Below are 17,773 nucleotides of genomic sequence, written 5' to 3'. Positions count from 1 at the left end.
CTGCAAGCGCCGCCGGGACACCCCGCCCGTGGACGTTGTTTCGGTGTCGCGGCAGGTCTCCTGGCTCGCAGGTCGCCGTTGTTCCCAGTCTTCCCAATGCGATGCCGCATCAGTGACTTCAGGGATGGGAACAACTCACTGCTTACAGTTGCGGGGGCAGCGCCGGATTCTTGCGCTCGTTCGCGCAATCACCGGCTTCCCTCTTAGCCACCAAGACTTGCGTCATAGCGGACCGTGACGTCTATATCTGGTGCGATTTGAACAATCGTGTCAATGGCGCGCACACCTCCCGCGCAAAAATTTTGGTCCATGCTGTTGAAGCTTGTGAACAACCGCTGCCTCGCGCCGATACGGCCGATCGAGTTGACGCGCGTGCCGTGTTGCCGATAAGTGATCGCGTCGTGGTTCTTCGGGCTCTCTCTGGCCCGAAGCTAAGAGGGAAGCCGGTGCGAAGCCGGAGCTGCCCCCGCAACTGTAAGCGGCGAGCCGCTGTCCACCAAAGCCACTGAGACCTCGCGAGGTTTCGGGAAGGCCGGACAGCAGCGAGGACCCGCGAGCCAGGAGACCTGCCTCGGCAACATACACGTCCTCGGGCGGGGTGTCCCGGTGGTGCGGTTGCGATTCCGCGCGCGCTGCTACAGCGGAATCCAGACGTGTCACTTCGGCCTTTGCCCCCAACTTTATGGGGTTAAGCCATGTCTTCCAAAGCTGCGTCTTCCACAGCTGCGTCTACTTCCACAATCTCCACTTCACTTCCCGTCGCCTCGCTCGGCACGCCGCGTATCGGCCCGCGCCGCGAATTGAAATTCGCCCTCGAAAGCTTCTGGTCGGGCGCGTCAGACGAGAAAGCCCTGATCGAAGCCGGCGTCGGGCTTCGCGCCGCCAACTGGGCGCGCCAGAAAAAGCTCGGCGTCAGCGTGATCCCGTCGAACGATTTCTCGTTCTATGACCAGGTGCTCGATACCGCTGCGATGGTCGGCGCCATTCCAGAAATCTATGGCTGGAACGGCGGCCCGGTCCCGCTTGCGACCTACTTTGCGATGGCCCGGGGCGCGCAAGGCAAAACGCATGAGGCAGGTTGCGGCCATGCCCACGGGCACGACGCGGCGCATGGCGTGCCAGCACTGGAAATGACGAAATGGTTCGACACCAACTACCATTACATGGTGCCGGAGCTGACCAGAGAGCAAAAGTTCGTCCTCGCCTCGCGCAAGCCGATCGAGGAGTATGAGGAAGCGAAAGCGCTGGGCTATCAGACTCGTCCCGTGCTGCTCGGCCCGGTCACGTTTCTCAAGCTCGCCAAGAGCAAGGATGCCGGATTTAATTCTCTATCCCTGCTCGACCGCCTGCTGCCGGTTTACATCGAGGTGCTGCGCGAGCTCGCCTCCCGGGGCGCGGGTTGGGTTCAGATCGATGAGCCATGCCTTGTGCTCGACCTCGATATCGTCGCACAGCAGGCGCTGCAGCATGCCTATGTGGAGATCGCGAGCGCCGTGCCGCAGCTCAAGATCATGCTGGCGACCTATTTCGGCGGCCTCGGTGGCAACCGCGATACCGCGCTGGCGCTGCCGGTCGCCGGCCTGCATCTCGACCTGGTGCGCGCGCCCGAGCAAATCGAGGATCTCGCCGACTTTCCTGATGAACGCGTGCTGTCGCTCGGAATCATCGACGGTCGCAACATCTGGCGCGCTGATTTGAGCCGGATTCTCGATTCGATCGAACCCGTGGTCGCAAAACTTGGCAAGCACCGGGTGCAAATCGCCCCATCCTGCTCGCTGCTGCATGTCCCGATCGACCTGGCGCTCGAGACCGGGCTCGATCCCGAGATCAGGAGCTGGCTGGCATTTTCGGTGCAGAAGCTCGAGGAACTGACCACGCTCGGAACGGCGCTTGGCAGCGGCCGCGCAGCGGTCGAAGCGAGCCTGAAAAATTCGGACCAGGCAGCCGCCGCGCGCAAGGCCTCGCCGCGAATCCATGATGCGAAGGTGGCGGCGCGCGTCGCCGGCATCGATGGTGCGATGCGTCGCCGCGCGAGCGCGTTCGCCGAACGCTCGACCGTTCAGCGCAAACGTTTCAACCTGCCGGCGTTTCCGACCACGACGATCGGCTCGTTTCCGCAGACGGCCGAAGTGCGAAAAGCCCGCGCGGCGCATGGCAAGGGCACCCTGACCGACGAAGTCTACAAGATCTACCTGCAGGACCAAACGGCGCGCGCAGTGCAGTGGCAGGAAACCATCGGGCTGGACGTACTCGTGCATGGCGAATTCGAGCGCAACGACATGGTGCAGTATTTCGGCGAACAGCTCTCAGGCTTCGCCTTCACCACGCATGGCTGGGTGCAGTCCTACGGATCGCGCTATGTCCGTCCGCCGGTTCTGTTCGGCGACGTCTCACGCCCAAAGCCGATGACGGTCGAGTGGTGGCAATACGCCCAGTCGCTGACCAAAAGGCCGATGAAGGCGATGCTGACCGGTCCGGTCACCATCCTGAACTGGTCGTTCGTCCGCGACGATATTGCGCGCAGCGAGGCCTGCCGGCAGATCGCGCTGGCGATCCGCGACGAAGTTGCCGACCTCGAGGCCGCCGGCGCCGGCATGATTCAGATCGACGAGGCGGCGCTGCGCGAGGGCCTGCCGCTGCGCAAATCGGATTGGAAGGCCTATCTGGACTGGGCCGTCGACGCCTTCCGCCTCTGTTCGTCCGGCGTCCGCGACGAGACGCAGATCCACACCCACATGTGCTACTCGGAGTTCAACGACATCATCGGCGCGATCGGCGCGATGGACGCCGACGTGATCTCGATCGAGACCTCGCGCTCGAAAATGGAGCTGCTCGACGCCTTCAGGGATTACCGATATCCGAACGAGATCGGCCCCGGCGTCTATGACATCCATTCTCCGCGCGTGCCCCAAATTACCGAGATGACCGGCCTCCTCCGGCTGGCGCGAGAGCGGCTTGCCGACACCCAGATCTGGGTCAATCCGGATTGCGGATTGAAGACGCGCAAATGGGAGGAGGTGCAGCCCGCGCTCGTCAACATGGTCGCCGCGGCTCGCGAATTGCGGGAATCCGCCTAGCGTGAGACGCGCCCCGTCTCTAGTCTTGCCGCAAATGAAGGAGATCGCGATGCGCTTCTGGATTCAATGCACGAGGTTCGAGACGGGCCAGCCCATCCATATCAACATCGCGCTCGTCGGCAGCATGGCGCGCGACGGCGAGCGCACCGTGCTCGCCTTTGTCGGCGGCGACGGCGAGACGATCGAGGTGACGGAGACGCCGGAACATATCCTGGCCGTTCATCTTGGCGCGACGGGAATGGCGTAACGTGCAGGGACCGCCACTCCGTCATTGCGAGCGAAGCGAAGCAATCCATTCTATCCCCGTGCCGAGGCATGGATTGCTTCGTCGCCTCGCTCTTCGCAATGACGACGACAAAAAAACGCGGCGTTTCCGCCGCGTTTCTTGTTCGATATGCAACCCGCTTTACGCCTGCGGCTGCGGCTCCAGGCCGGGGTCCGGATCAGGACGCGGGCGCGGCTTGCCGGCGGGCGGCACGGCGGAAGCGCGCGGCGTGCTCGGCTCGAGCACCGACTCGCGGTTGGGCTTCTTGCCCTTCAACAAATCGATGATCTCCTCGCCGGTCAGCGTTTCGAACTCGAGCAGGCCCTTGGCCAGGGTCTCGAGATCCTCGCGCTTCTCGGTGAGAATCCTCGTGGCCTCCTTGTAGCCTTCCTCAACCAGCCGCTTGATCTCCTTGTCGATCTTCTGGACGGTAGCTTCCGAGGCATTCTGGGTGCGCGACACTGACATCCCCAGGAATACCTCGTCCTGATTCTCGCCATAGGACACGGTGCCGAGCTCTTCCGACAGGCCCCAGCGCGTCACCATCATACGCGCCAGACGCGTCGCCTGTTCAATGTCGGAGGCAGCGCCCGAGGTAACCTTCTCGCGGCCGAAGACCAGTTCTTCGGCGACGCGGCCGCCCATCATGATCGCCAGTCGCGAGGTCATCTGCTCGAGCGACATCGACAGCTTGTCGCGTTCGGGCAGCTGCATCACCATGCCGAGCGCACGGCCGCGCGGAATGATCGTGGCCTTGTGGATTGGATCGGTCGCGACGACGTTGAGGCCGACGATGGCGTGGCCGCCTTCGTGATAAGCCGTCAGCAGCTTCTCTTCCTCGGTCATGACGAGCGACTTGCGCTCGGCGCCCATCATCACCTTGTCCTTGGCTTCCTCGAACTCGGCCTGCGTCACCATGCGCTTGTTGCGCCGGGCGGCGGTCAGCGCGGCCTCGTTGACGAGGTTCATCAGGTCGGCGCCGGAGAAGCCCGGGGTGCCGCGCGCGATGGTCTTGAGGTTGATATCCGGCGCCAGCGGCACCTTGCGGACGTGAACCTTCAGGATCTGCTCGCGACCGACGACGTCAGGGTTCGGCACCACCACCTGGCGGTCGAAACGGCCGGGACGCAGCAGCGCGGGATCAAGCACGTCGGGGCGGTTGGTCGCCGCGATCAGGATCACGCCTTCATTGGCCTCAAAGCCGTCCATCTCGACCAGCAATTGGTTGAGCGTCTGTTCGCGCTCGTCATTGCCGCCGCCAAGGCCGGCGCCGCGATGACGGCCGACCGCATCGATTTCGTCGATGAAGATGATGCACGGCGCGTTCTTCTTGGCCTGCTCGAACATGTCGCGGACGCGGGAAGCGCCGACGCCGACGAACATTTCGACGAAGTCCGAACCCGAGATGGTGAAGAACGGCACGTTGGCTTCGCCCGCGACCGCGCGCGCGATCAGCGTCTTGCCGGTACCGGGAGGGCCGACCAAGAGCACGCCGCGCGGAATGCGGCCACCAAGGCGCTGGAATTTGCCGGGATCGCGCAGAAACTCGACGATCTCCTGCAGGTCCTGCTTGGCCTCGTCAACACCGGCGACGTCCTCGAAGGTGACGCGGCCATGGGCCTCCGTCAGCATCTTGGCGCGTGACTTGCCGAAGCCCATCGCCTTGCCGGCGCCGCCCTGCATCTGCCGTGACAGGAAGATCCACACGCCGATCAAAGCGATGAAGGGCAGCCAGGAGACGAGCAGTGAGACGAACCACGGCACGTTGTCGCCGGGCGGCTTCGCGGTGATAGAGACCTTGCCGTCATAGAGGCGCTTGACCAGCGTCGGGTCGTTCGGCGCATAGGTCTGGAATGAGGAGCCGTTGGTGAAGGTGCCGTGGATTTCCGGGCCCTGGATCACGACATCGCGCACGCGGCCCTGGTCGACCTCGCTGAGCAGCTGCGAGAACGAGATGTCCTGCGAAGAGGTACGCTGACCCGGATTCTGGAAAAGCGTGAACAATGCCAATAGCAGCAAGACAATGATGACCCAGAGGGCGAAGTTGCGCAGATTGGCGTTCATTGATCTTCCTTCGTGGTCGCGCGGATCGCGGCCCTATGTCCTTGGCAGTAAGCCTTGAGTATCCTTGGGTAGTGAGGCGAGAATCCCCGATCCACTGCATCCCAATTTAGGTGGCGCCAGGGTCAATGCCAAGGGAACCACACAGGACTATTTAACGCATCTTAACGCGATTCCCGGTCAAAAAATGGGGCAAAAAGCCGAGGTTTATCCGGGGTGGTTAAGGCTCTCAGTCCCGATAGCGCAAATGTTGCCGAATGGAAATGCTTCTCACACCCGCCTGCCCCGGCGCGGCGGCGCGGGATCGATATGAATCCGCCCCTCGGTCAGGCTGATCGCAGCCCCGGCAAGCGTTTGTTTGAGCCTTGCCTGCTTCCGCCCGTTCGCAATGGCGTTGTCCAATACCGCCGATAGCGTCTCGACCTTGCCGAGTTCCGCAGGCCCTTCGTGGCCGGCCCGGTCAATTGCGCGCTTGAGCAGCCTAATCCGGATCTCCTCGGGCAGACCGGCAAACGCCTGCGCGTCGAACCCGAAACGCGCGGCATCGTCGCGACCACTTAAAGCGAGGTAGCGCTCGGCACCATCGGCCAATACTTCGATAGCGGCATTGGCGCGCGCCAGCCTCGACGCCAGCCGCGCCAGGTTTCGACTGTCGCCGCCCTCCTCGGCCAGAGCCGGCATCAAAGCGCGCAGCCGCGGGCGCGTGAAGTTCATGTCGCGATTGGTGGGATCGTCGGCAAAGGCAATCTTCGCCTTGCCCAGCGTCGCAACGAGCCGGGATTTCGGGATGTCCAGGAGCGGCCGCGCGAGCCACAAGTCTTCGCGCTCTGTCTCGCGCGCCATCGCTGCGAGGCCGGCGATACCGCTGCCGCGCAGCAACCGCATCAACAGCGTCTCGGCCTGATCGTCTCGGGTATGCGCGGTCAGGATATGGGTTGCGCCGGTCGCCCGCGCGGCGTTCGCCAACAGCCGATAGCGCGCCGCGCGGGCCGCGGCCGGCAAGCCGGTCTTCGGTTTGGCTCCGGTCCAACGCAGCGTGCGATGGGGCACTTCGAGCGCGCGTGCGAGGCGCTTGACGTCGCGTGCTTCGCGCGCGGCCTCGGGCCGCAAGCCGTGATCGACGGTGACGGCCAGCAATCGCGGCCCGCGCGAGAGCGCCCGGCGCCAACGCGCGGCAAGCCACATCAGCGCAAGTGAATCCGGACCGCCGGACACCGCCAGCACAAGCGCGGGCGCGGCCTTCCAAGGCGCGAACAGCTCTTTTGCTTGCTGCACCGAAATCGGCGCGTGGTCGTCGTCAGGCATGGCGTCGCCAGTCTATCCGAGACCGATGGCGGCCTCGACCGGCTTTCGCTTTAGCACTTAACCCGCTTCTGCTCACGATCGACGGCGGCTTTCACGCCGGCAGATGCGCGCGGATATTTCCGCGTGACTTCCCCGAGCGCCGCGCAGGCAGCTTCCTTTTCTTTCAGCGCTGCCAGCGACTGGCCGAGGCGCAAGAGCGCGTCGGGCGCCTTGCCCGACTTGTCGTATTTGGAGGTCACGCCGAGAAACGCTTCGGCAGCGTCGCGGTATTGCTGGCGCTGGAAATAGCTTTCGCCGAGCCAATACTGCGCATCCCCGACCAGCGGATCGCTCGGATATTTCTGCGCAAAGTTCTTCATGGTCTCTTCGGCCAGCGCATAGTCCTTACGCTGCATATAGCCGATGCCGAGATCGAACTCGTCCTTCGGCGTTGCCGAGGGCGGCAGCGTGGTCAGTGCGGCGCTGGCGCCCGGTCCTGGACCGCGCGGAGGCGGCGCGGCTGCGGCAGGCGGCGGCAACGCTCCGCCCGCATCGCGCGGGCCACCAAGGTTGAGCGGCTCGCCGGCACCGCGTCCGCCTGGGGGGCCGACCGCGGCATCGCTCGAAATCGGCAGCTGGCCACCGCCGAGCGCCCGTGGCGCTCCGGGGGCGTTGGGATTCTGGGTCGGGTCGAAAGCATCGCCGCGGCGCCTTCCGCCTGCTGCCGGGGCTCCGGGCTCCTGCACGATGGGCGCGGGCGAGGCGATCTGCGGCTGCCGGTCATAGCCGGGCTGCGCCTGCGGGTAACCCTGGGGCTCGCGATAGCCCTGCCGCCCGTACTGCGGATCGGCGGCCGGACCGGGCTGGACTGGCGGCGGTGCAGCAGCCACGCTGGGCTGCGCCGCTGGAGGCTGACCGCCCGGTGCCGGCGGCGCGGCGCCGAGTTGGCGCAGCCGCTCTTCGAGCTGCCGATTGCGGTACTGCAACTCCTCGTTCTGGCCGGTCAGTTGCCGGAGCTGGTTTTCCAGCCGCTGAATCCGCATTTCCGCGTCCGCATCGTCGGACTGGACCTGGCCCTGCGGGTAGCCTTGCGGAGAGCGTTCACGTTCCCAAGGGAACGTGATCTGGGCGGACGAGGGCTGGACAGACAAAGCGAGCATCGCGGCCATCGCCGCGACGCCCGCTGCATTGAGGAATCTGGATGACATTTTGCCCTGACGACGAAATTCACGTGTCAAACGAAAGCAGAACACTCTGAGTGAGGGAGTACGCCGGAATTGTGACTGGCATCTCCGAATCGGTTCGCTCGTTCCGGTATGGTTTAGTATCCCCTTCAAGACAAGCCATATGGCCCGGCGGGTCGTTCACAAATCCAGGGAGCTGCAGCTCATGCACGTGTCCGTGAACGGGGTGCGGCTGTTCTTCGACGTCGAGGGCGCGAAGCTCGTTCCCGATGGCCCCATCATGCGGGAAAAGCCGGTGCTGCTGATGCTGCATGGCGGCCCGGGCGCCGACCATTCGATCTACCGGCCAGCCTATTCCGTCTTGTCCGACGTGGCCCAGATCATCTATCTCGACCATCGCGGCAACGGCCGCAGCGAGGACGGCCGGCAAGACGGCTGGAATCTGGCACAATGGGGCGACGATGTTGCCGCGTTCTGCGACACGCTCGGCATCGTCGATCCGATCGTGCTCGGGGCATCGTTTGGCGGCACGGTCGCGCTGTCCTATGCCACGCGGCACCCGGAGCACCCCTCCAAGCTGATCCTGATCAGCACCGAAGCCCGGGGCGGTTCCTATCCGGAGCGTCGCGTCGCGTTGTTCGAGCGCTTTGGCGGGCCGGAAGCGGGCGCGCTGGCTAGGCGCCGGTTCCTGCAGACTCAAGAGCCGTGGGACCTGGCAGAGCGCGACGCCTGGCGGCGGATCGCGATGCCGGCCTATACGCGAATTCCGCGTGATCCGGATATGGCGCGCCGTGCGGTCAATCGTCCGGAGGTGGCGCTGCACTGGTTCGCGAGACCCGACGGCGAAAGCGACAAGTTCAACATGTTTCCGGATCTTGCCCGCATCCGGTGTCCAACCTTGGTGCTGGGCGGGGAGGACGATCCGATGCACCCGATTGAGAGCCAGGCAGATATCGCCGCCGCCCTGCCGCCGCATCTCGTGCAGTTCGAACGCTTTGCGGGCTGCGGACATGGCGTCGTACCCGACGTACCCGAGCGCGCCATGGCCGTCATCCGCCAGTTCATCACCCGGCCAAAATAAAACCGGCGCCCGAAGGCGCCGGCTGTGAACTGCGGAAAAGCGATTCGCCTCAAGCGCCGGCGTTCAGCACCGTGACGGCGCGGCGGTTCTGCGACCAGCAGGAGATGTCGTTGCAGACCGCTACGGGGCGCTCCTTGCCGTAGGAGATCGTGCGCATCCGGTTCGGATCGATGCCGCGCGAAGCGAGATAGCTGCGCACCGACTGGGCGCGGCGTGCGCCGAGCGCGATGTTGTATTCGCGGGTGCCGCGCTCGTCGGCATGACCTTCGATGGTGAAGGAATAGCGGTTGTAGGTCTGCAGCCACTGCGCCTGCTTGTCTAGCGTGGCGATCGCCTGCGGGCTCAGATCGGTTTGGTCGCTCTCGAAGAACACGCGGTCGCCGACATTGACCACAAAATCCTGCTGGCTCCCCGGGGTCGCCGCGCTGGCCATCGCGCCATCGGCGCCGACGTTGTTCTTGGCGCAGGCGCCCATCGACAGCGCCACAGCGACCACAGCCGCCAGCTTCCATCCCTGGAGGATACGCATCTGGTATTTCATTCCGGAGCCTCCACGCTCACGTTTTTCGACTGCTATCCGGTCTACAGATCGATGGTTAAACGAACGTTCCGTCAACCTTGATGGAACCTTGCCAGACCCGATCAAATGCCGACAAACCGTGAAAAGCGATTGCGATAGTTAATGATTTGTAAATGTGGCGCGATGGTGAAGGCAAGCATCATCTTGCCCAAAAACCCGACGGGTGAGGTTTAGCCAAAATTCGCAGGCTCAGCCGTTCGGCACAATCGAGGGGCGCTCGAAGGATTTGACAACCGCGCCCGGAAAGAATCGGCCCTCAGCCGGGCGCTCGAACAGCATCCGCCGCTCAAAGGCGCTCGAGCGCATGATAGGAAAACGGGTCAAGACACGTTCCCGCACGGTTGGAAAATCGCACGCCATCAATGCCACTTTCTTCAACACGTTGGGAAACGAACGGGGCTCGGCAATGGTCTCCTGCAGGAAGACCCGGCGATAAAACGCCTGATGCTCGGCACGAACCTGCGCGAGCCCGGTATCGGCGTTGAAATGCTCACATGCCAGATAGGCTAGCCGCACCGTCAAGTAGGGCAGTTCCGGATAACGTTGTGCCTTGTCGGGATCTGCAACAAATCGAGCGGGATCAATGATGACTTCGCCGCGATCGAGGCGCGGGTGAAGAACATCGCCGAACAGTTCGGTTGCAAAGGACGTCCGCGATTCCGGCGTCAGAACGTGTACGCGGAGAGAACTGCAGAGTTCACGGTCGACATAGATTCCGAACGTCCAGGCGTTCGGCGCATCGTCGTAAGGATCGCTGACGCGCTGAGACTCTGATGGCAGGATTAATCCGCCATGCAGATAGGCTCTGTAACGCATCAAATAGAGAGCGTCCTTTTCCTCGGGAGTTTCTAGGAGTCGGTAGTCGACGCGATCGAATAGCCCTGCCCCCCGCACAAAGAGCGGATTGCGCGGTTCGGCTCCAGCCTTCATATGAGCTCCTAATCTTCCGACAACTTCCACGAGTAACGGAAGATTAATGGTTCCTTAACAAAATTGCAAAGGCTTAGAAACGTTAGGGTTAACCTTTGCAGCCCGCAAAAATCCGGATGAGCCGTATCGAGCGCACGGACACCCCGGGGTTGATTACCCTGAAGTCAGGGCGATAGATCGCGAAGCAACAGCGACGATCTGATCGTCAGGCAAGCGGCGACCATGCGACGCGTTGAGCAGCTGCCTGACGCGCACGGCGGGGACCGGCGGGCTGAACAGATAGCCCTGCGCTTCCGTTACCGCCCCGTCGGCGCTGATCAATTCGAGTTGCTCGTTGGTCTCGATGCCCTCGACCGCGACCGACATTCCAAGATCGGCTGACAGCCTGGCTACGCCGCGCAGGAGCGTCAGCGGTCGGTCGCTATCGATCCCTTCCAGGAAGGAGCGATCGATCTTCACCTTCTGCAAGGGGAAGTTGTGCAGATAGCTGAGGCTCGAATAGCCGGTGCCGAAATCGTCGAGCGATATCCGCACACCGAGCGAATGCAATTGCGACAGCACATCGTGCGTCAGTTGCGTGTTACGCAGCAGCGAGGATTCCGTGATCTCGATTTCGAGCCGGTTCGCCGGCAGGCCGGAGACTTCGAGGGCGTAGCGGACTTCGCTCAGCACGTCGCGTTGGTGGAATTGCTGCGGCGAGAAGTTGACGGCGACGCTGACACCTTCGGGCCACTTCATGCATTCCATGCAGGCCTTGCGCAAGATCCAGCGGCCGAGGTCGACGATCAGACCCATGTCCTCGGCGATCGGAATGATATCGGTCGGCGAAACCGTGCCACGAACCGGATGATTCCAGCGTATCAGCGCCTCGCAGGTGGAAATCCGTCCCGATTTGAGATTCACCAGCGGCTGGAAGAACAGCTCGAATTCCTCGTTGGCCAGCGCCTTGCGCAGGTCCAGTTCGAGGATACGGCGGGATTCGACGATTTGCGCCATCTCATCGCGGAAGAAGCAGAAGGTGCCGCGGCCGTCGGCCTTGGCGCGGTAGAGCGCCATATCGGCGTTCTTGAGCAGTGTGTCGGCACTAATGCCGTGCGAAGTCATGGCGATGCCGACGCTGGCGCCGATCTCGACCAGATGATTGTCGATCTTGTAGCGCTCGCTCAGGCGGTCGACGATGCGCCGGGCGAGGCCGGCGGCGTCGTCGGCGGAATGGATGTTCTGCTGGAACACTACGAACTCGTCGCCACCGAAGCGAGCCACGAAATCCTCGGGCCGCAGCATCTCACGCAGGCGACCAGCTACGGCGCACAGCAACTGGTCGCCACAGGGATGACCGAGCGTGTCGTTGACCTGCTTGAACTGGTCGAGGTCGATGAACAGCAATGCCGATAACTGTTCGGCGCCCTGTTGGGCCGCCAGAAGATGTCCGATCTCGTCGCGGAAATTGACCCGGTTGGGGAGATCGGTCAGTTCGTCGTACCGCGCCAGATGGCTGATCTTGGCTTCGGAGTTACGCCGCTCGGTAATGTCTTCCAGGAGCACGACCGCGCCGCCGCCAGCCATCGGTTGGAAAGTCCAGGATAGCGAGCGGTTTCTGGAGATGTCGGGATCGGCGGTGACGAGGTCCTTGGCCTGCGAATTCTCGATTTCGGCGAGGATCATTTGTCCGCTCGCCGTCGAGATCGATCCGGCACCCACGCAAGCGGCGATGATGTCACGCGCGTTAGCGCCCTGCTGCACGAGATCTTCGGACAGATCCATCATTTCGCGGAAGCGGTGATTCATCACCGCAAGCTCTCCGTCGCTTCGAAACATGCACAGACCGTGGGGCATGTTGTTCAAGGCAGTATCGAATTGTGCAGCGAGCGCCGCCTCGCGCTCGCGCGCCAGAAGCGCCCGCAAGAATATGCCGTGCAGATTGGCCGACATCTGCATGACGACAAGCAGGAATGCGGCGGTGATAATTGACATGGCGACGTAGTAGGGCGTGCCACGCAGCGCCAACGCGATCACCATCGGACCGAAGGCAAGTGCAGCCTGCAGCTGGAATATCCATTGGCGTCCATAAGCCCTGCCTGCACCTCCCGACACGACCCCGGTAATGACGGACAAACAAATCATGTGGGCGACGGCATCGTCGCTGCTCAGCATAGTGACAGCGCCCCATATGCCGATTGCAGCGGCCTGGATCATCGCCCCGATCTGATATCGCTGTTTCCAGCGTTCAGCTTCATCAGCCGTCAGGCTCGCTTTGCGCGCTTGGTACCGCTGCAAATCGAAAGCCCGGATCGCGCCGGCCATCAGCAGAAGCCCGAGGCATGCCCAGATCAGATTTTCGCCGGTCTTCAGCGCGGTCAGGCTCGCGGCGACGGCCAGGAAGAAGATTCCAACATGCACCGGACCTTGAGTTTCGAAGAGCGAATCGATCAGCGCTGCCGAAATCTTCGGCGATATCTGTCGCTGATCCGGCTCTCCGCTCTGATGGGCGAGCTGCATTTCGGGGGCACGTGTCCTGTTGGGGTAGGTAGTTCTACCCTTCCCAGATGAAGTCTTTCTGAGGGAACATCGTTACCGAGACGTTGCTCTTCTCCAGCGCGAGTAAAAATTTGCCTGAAAAATCAGCAGGCTAGGCAATGTTTGCCGATTAACGACTGTGCGGCCGCGCGGCCCTGTTCCATCAGGACAACAATGGCGACCAGGCCGGATCGGAGGCAAAACCGGGCGTTGGTACGCGCAATTCGTTGCGACCGGAGATATCGACCGTGTAAAGCGACGGCCCGGCGTTGCCACCGGGATCGCGGAAGAACATCACGACGCGGCCATTCGGCGAGAAGGTCGGCCCTTCGTTGTGGAAGCCGGAGGTGAGGATGCGTTCGCCCGAACCGTCGGTCTTCATGATGCCGATGGCGAATGCGCCGCCGCCCTGCTTGGTGAAGGCGATGTAGTCGCCGCGCGGCGACCACACCGGCGTCGAATAGCTGCCCTCGCCGAACGAGATGCGCTGCGCGCCACCGCCATTGGCCGACATCACGTAGATCTGCGGCTTGCCGCCGCGGTCGGACTCGAAGCAGATCCGGCTGCCGTCGGGCGAATAGGACGGCGAGGTGTCGATCGCCGGCGTATCGGTAAGCCGCGTCATCGATTTCGAGCGCAGGTCCATCACGAACAGGTTCGAGTTGCCGCCCTGCTGAAGGCTCATGATGATGCGCTGGCCGTCCGGCGAGAACCGCGGCGAGAACGACATGCCGGGGAAGTTGCCGACGATCTCGCGCTGCCCGGTCTCGACATTGAACAGATAGACGCGCGGATCACCCTGGCCGAACTCCATGTAGGTGATCTCTTGCGTTGACGGCGAGAACCGCGGCGTCAGCACCAGATCGGAGCCCTTGGTGAGATAGCGGACATTGGCGCCGTCCTGATCCATCAGCGCCAGCCGCTTGACGCGGCGCTCCTTGGATCCGGTCTCGTCGACGAACACGACGCGACTGTCGAAATAGCCCTTCTCGCCGGTCAGACGCTCGTAAATCTGGTCGGAGATGATGTGGGCGATGCGCCGCCAATATTCCGGCGAGGTGAAATATTGCTGCCCCGCGAGTTGCTGCTGCTGGTTGACGTCCCAGAGACGGAATTCGGCCTTGAGGCGGCCGTCACCTTGCCGTGTCATGCGGCCGAGCACCAACGCCTGCGCGCCGAGTTGCTTCCAGCTCTGAAACTGCGGGGGGCTGTCGGGATTGCTGATGCGCTCGATGAACGCCGCCTGGTCGATCGGTGCGAACAGCCCGCTGCGCTTGAGGTTGTTCGTGATGACTTGCGACACGCCGACGCCGACCTCGGCGTCGCCAGGCGTACCTGCCACGAAATTCGTAATCGCGATCGGAAGCGGGGTGAATTCGCCCTCGGGAATGACGACGCGCTTTGGCGCCTGTGCGAAGGCGCGCGGGCCGGCCATCAGCAGGCCTGCCGAGGCCATCCCAGTGATGATCTGTCGACGGCTCGGGCGAAACAACATGCGTGGCAATCCATCTTTGTCAGTCATTGCTTCGATCTTGCTCATGTGTGATCGCCAAGGGGCGAGCGCAATCAGACCTTTTCTTTGAACACCGGCGCAAAATATTTCCACTCCTCATAGAACGCCGCCGGCAGTTTGTAAGGCTGGCATTCGATGATCGCGCGCAGCGCGCTCTCCTGATAGACGCGAAGGAAGGGCGTCGCCGGAACGCCTTCCGGAACCGGCGCGCCTTCGAGGGTGCCGTCGCGCTTCAGACGAATGGCAAACGCCACTTCAGGCTTCTGCGACTCGATCCCGCCATAGGGCTTCTTCCAGCACCGCTCGACCTGGCGCTGGAACATCGCGCCCCAGGTCGCGGAATTGTCCGCAGCCGTCCCTTTGGCGGTGCCGAGCGCGGCATTGGAATTCATCGTGTCACCAGTCGTGGCCTGACGCGTCGGGTCGCGCTTGTCGAGCAGGGCCGCAATCTGGTTCTGGTCGAAGTGCCGTTCCACAATCCGCTGCTGCTTCGGCGGCTCCGGTGGCTTGGCGGCCTGCACCGGCTTCGGCGGCGGCTTCTTCTCTTCCTTCTTGATGGTATCGCCGATCTGATCGACCTTCTGCTCAGGCTTTTTCTCGACCGGCTTTGCCTCTTCCTTCGGCTTCTCGACGACTTTCGGCGGGTCGGGTTTCTTCTCGACCGGCTTCTCCTCGGCCTTGGGCTGTGGCGGCGGTGCGGTCTCGGTCACGACCGGCGCCTTGTCGCTGATCTTGCCAACGGTGTCGTCGACCGGCTTGGCCTCGGCGATCTTCTCGACCAGCGGCTTCGGATTTTCTTTCTTGCCGGTCTTCATGCCGGCCATCACCTTGGAAAGCTGGTCGGACGAAACGACATCGACCGGCACAGAATCTTCCGGCGGCATCTCAAGCGCCTTGGTCGAGAACGACAGCATCACCCACCCCAGCACGAGCACGTGCAGGGCAACCGACGCCAGAACCGTCTTGTCGACCTTGACATTCACTTGAGCTTTCCCGCTCCCAAGTTTTCCGCTGCCAAGTCAGCCGTCGCGTGCCGCATACTTTAGGACCCCTGCTCCGGCACGATCACAATATTCGCCTTGAATCCCGCCTGCCGAATATACCCCAATAATTTCATCATATCCGTGTAACAAACGTCCTTATCCCCCCGCAGGTATACCACCCTCTCGGTCTCCGATCTGGTCTCCCGGATCGCCGTTATCTTGGGCAGGAGCTCATTGGCCGGGATCAGCGTATCCCCCAGATAGAGCTCGACATTCGAATTGCAGGCACCGCCGGTGCGCTTGACCGACAATGTCAACGGCGGGGCGTTGGCCTGGAGCTGCTTGCCGCCGCCGGCGACGGGCAGATCGATATCGATCGTCGAGGTCATCAGCGGCGCCGCCACCATAAAGATGATGAGCAGCACCAGCATCACGTCGACCATTGGCGTGACGTTGATCTCCGCCATCACGGCGGCGCGACGCCGGCCGCGGCGTCCACCGCCGCCACCGGCCGAACCTGCCATGTTCATCGCCATGATCGTGATCTCACGCTGCGCTCATCATGTGCCGTCCTCATCCCCGCTCATCGATCTGGCGGGACAGGATGGCGGAAAATTCGTCGGCGAAGCCTTCCAGCCGCTGCGCCTGCCGGTTCACCTCTGATGTGAACTTATTGTAGAAAATGGTCGCGGGGATGGCGGCGATAAGACCGATGGCGGTCGCAAACAGCGCCTCCGCGATGCCCGGCGCCACCACGGCGAGCGACGTGTTTTTCGAGGCCGCGATCGACTGGAAGCTCGACATGATGCCCCAGACGGTTCCGAACAGGCCGACAAAGGGGCCTGCCGAGCCGACGGTCGCCAGCACAAGGAGCCTCCGCTCCAGACGCTCGACCTCGCGCGCGATGGAGACGTTCATCACCTTCTCGATCCGCATCTGCAGGCCAGCGAAGGAGCGCGACTGGCTCTCGAACGAGCGCTTCCACTCGCGCATCGCCGCGACAAAGCACGCCGCCATCGATTGCGTCGGTTTTGCCGACAGCGCGCGGTAGAGTTCCTCGATCGACTGTCCCGACCAGAACGCCTGTTCGAAGCGGTCCATCGCGCGTTTGGTGCGCGAATAGAGGAAAATCTTGTCGATCGCGATCGCCCAGACCCAGACCGAGCAGGCGAGCAAGCCGAGCATGACTGCCTTGACGACCCAGTGGGCCTGCAGAAACAGCGCGATCAGCGACACGTCGGCCGACACCATCGGCAAGGCTGACTGAGCCACGTCGGCGGGATTCATGAGCGGTATCCTCTCAACGCAAGTGTCCCTATTTCCTCCGGGAGCAAATGGCTGCCGGTTTCCACAGCCGCGCGTCGGGCCGGCGATTTTGCGCCAGCGCGAGAGCCTCTCTTTTGTCGCGTGGGGGGCCCGCCGAAAGCCGGGCTTTGCTTCCCCTGCCAACATGTCAAAACGAGGGCTGTCAGCGCGTCATTCCGTCCCTAACCAGACGCTAAGCATAGTTAACGCGAGGTTACCAATAGGGAATTTGGCTGCCGGAAATCTAGGCAGGCGAGGCGGTTACCGGCCTCAAGCCCCCCCGGTTCCCTGCCCGGACAGGTGTCCCGGGCCCGTGGCCTCGCCCTTCGGGACGAGCGCTTCGCAGCTTCTTCAGAGTGAGGGAACAAGGAATTCGCCGTCGTCCCTGCGAACGCAGGGACCCATACTCCGCGGCCGTTACTGCTGAAAAAGACAAGATGACAAACACCTCACAAAGCCAATTGCCGCCGATGGTTATGGGTCCCTGCGTTCGCAGGGACGACGGAAGAGCTTTCGGACTCAATTTTCAAAAGGTGACATACCTTCGCGATCTCGCGGCGCTGATCGCCCGAGGTTTGCATCTTCTTTCGCCCTTCTGAAGATCAGAGGGCGCAGGGAAGACCGGGTGCTGGCTGCACCCGCGGTCTCGTGTGCGGCTTGCGCATAAGAAAATGCACACGAGCATACAGGTACAGCGGAAACACTCCGGCCTTCCCTGCGCAATGGCTTTACGGCTTATAACGTGCTCTTCCCGGCGAACGGCTTTTTTGCCACCGTCGCCCGTGAGAAGCTTCGCTTCTCCAGGACTTAATGCCAGCACCGCGACATCAGAACCACACGACTTCGCCGTACGCATCCGGCGCGCACGTCTTTCGCGCCATCAGCGTCCATCGCATCTCACCGCGCGTTCGTGACGTTCGCGAAGCGCCCCTCATCTTGCGGTGAGACGGACGGAGTTATGCCGCTGATTTGGGTGAAAACGGAAGCGGAATA

General features: G+C 62.7%; 13 protein-coding genes and 2 riboswitches. Of the genes, 3 read left to right on the top strand and 10 right to left on the bottom strand.

The genetic code is table 11. The features are described 5' to 3' along the window. Window positions 1-33 precede the first annotated feature (33 nt). Window positions 34-252: riboswitch (cobalamin riboswitch) on the bottom strand. A gap of 133 nt (window positions 253-385) precedes the next feature. Further along, window positions 386-588, top strand: a riboswitch (cobalamin riboswitch). A gap of 107 nt (window positions 589-695) precedes the next feature. Both metE and J6524_RS25055 read left to right on the top strand, forming a co-directional pair. After that, window positions 696-3,077 (top strand): 5-methyltetrahydropteroyltriglutamate--homocysteine S-methyltransferase, encoded by a 2,382-nt coding sequence (metE, locus tag J6524_RS25060; protein ID WP_225675513.1) that lies wholly within the window; start codon window positions 696-698, stop codon window positions 3,075-3,077. A gap of 49 nt (window positions 3,078-3,126) precedes the next feature. Further along, window positions 3,127-3,324 carry a hypothetical protein gene (locus tag J6524_RS25055; RefSeq protein ID WP_225675511.1) on the top strand — a complete coding sequence of 66 codons (198 nt, stop codon included), beginning with the start codon at window positions 3,127-3,129 and terminating at the stop codon, window positions 3,322-3,324. 159 nt (window positions 3,325-3,483) lie between these two features. Here J6524_RS25055 and ftsH read toward each other — a convergent pair whose 3' ends face one another. From ftsH to ybgF, 3 genes are all read right to left on the bottom strand, one after another. Continuing rightward, on the bottom strand, window positions 3,484-5,406 hold the full coding sequence (gene ftsH, locus J6524_RS25050) for an ATP-dependent zinc metalloprotease FtsH (RefSeq protein ID WP_225675508.1): 1,923 nt from the start codon (window positions 5,404-5,406) through the stop codon (window positions 3,484-3,486). A gap of 267 nt (window positions 5,407-5,673) precedes the next feature. After that, entirely contained in the window at window positions 5,674-6,708 is a 1,035-nt protein-coding gene (tilS, locus tag J6524_RS25045; protein ID WP_225675506.1) for a tRNA lysidine(34) synthetase TilS, read from the bottom strand. Between the two features lie 50 nt (window positions 6,709-6,758). Next, window positions 6,759-7,895, bottom strand: coding sequence for a tol-pal system protein YbgF (gene ybgF / locus J6524_RS25040; protein WP_225675504.1), 1,137 nt, complete (start codon window positions 7,893-7,895; stop codon window positions 6,759-6,761). 181 nt (window positions 7,896-8,076) lie between these two features. Here ybgF and J6524_RS25035 point away from each other — a divergent pair, with 181 nt between their 5' ends. After that, window positions 8,077-8,952 (top strand): alpha/beta fold hydrolase, encoded by an 876-nt coding sequence (locus J6524_RS25035; protein ID WP_225675502.1) that lies wholly within the window; start codon window positions 8,077-8,079, stop codon window positions 8,950-8,952. Between the two features lie 49 nt (window positions 8,953-9,001). Here the strand turns inward: J6524_RS25035 and pal are convergent, their stop codons facing one another. The 7 genes from pal to tolQ form a co-directional block, all read right to left on the bottom strand. Continuing rightward, the gene (gene pal / locus J6524_RS25030) at window positions 9,002-9,493 is read right to left on the bottom strand and encodes a peptidoglycan-associated lipoprotein Pal (protein ID WP_171709790.1); all 492 of its coding nucleotides are present in this window, start codon (window positions 9,491-9,493) and stop codon (window positions 9,002-9,004) included. 228 nt (window positions 9,494-9,721) lie between these two features. Further along, window positions 9,722-10,462: an N-acyl amino acid synthase FeeM domain-containing protein gene (locus J6524_RS25025; protein WP_225675500.1), complete on the bottom strand. Its 741-nt coding sequence runs from the start codon at window positions 10,460-10,462 to the stop codon at window positions 9,722-9,724. Between the two features lie 153 nt (window positions 10,463-10,615). After that, a complete protein-coding gene (locus J6524_RS25020; RefSeq protein WP_225675498.1) occupies window positions 10,616-12,961 on the bottom strand; it encodes a putative bifunctional diguanylate cyclase/phosphodiesterase in 2,346 nt (781 codons plus the stop codon). Between the two features lie 181 nt (window positions 12,962-13,142). Continuing rightward, window positions 13,143-14,474 carry a Tol-Pal system beta propeller repeat protein TolB gene (gene tolB / locus J6524_RS25015; protein ID WP_225675756.1) on the bottom strand — a complete coding sequence of 444 codons (1,332 nt, stop codon included), beginning with the start codon at window positions 14,472-14,474 and terminating at the stop codon, window positions 13,143-13,145. Between the two features lie 71 nt (window positions 14,475-14,545). Then, window positions 14,546-15,475: a cell envelope integrity protein TolA gene (gene tolA / locus J6524_RS25010; RefSeq protein ID WP_225675496.1), complete on the bottom strand. Its 930-nt coding sequence runs from the start codon at window positions 15,473-15,475 to the stop codon at window positions 14,546-14,548. 59 nt (window positions 15,476-15,534) lie between these two features. Continuing rightward, on the bottom strand, window positions 15,535-16,011 hold the full coding sequence (locus tag J6524_RS25005; RefSeq protein ID WP_225675494.1) for a biopolymer transporter ExbD: 477 nt from the start codon (window positions 16,009-16,011) through the stop codon (window positions 15,535-15,537). Between the two features lie 37 nt (window positions 16,012-16,048). Beyond that, on the bottom strand, window positions 16,049-16,762 hold the full coding sequence (gene tolQ, locus J6524_RS25000; protein WP_225675492.1) for a protein TolQ: 714 nt from the start codon (window positions 16,760-16,762) through the stop codon (window positions 16,049-16,051). Window positions 16,763-17,773 lie beyond the last annotated feature (1,011 nt).

The organism is Bradyrhizobium hereditatis (genome assembly GCF_020329435.1).
GTDB lineage: Bacteria > Pseudomonadota > Alphaproteobacteria > Rhizobiales > Xanthobacteraceae > Bradyrhizobium > Bradyrhizobium hereditatis.
This window is presented reverse-complemented; position numbering and strand designations above follow the sequence as displayed.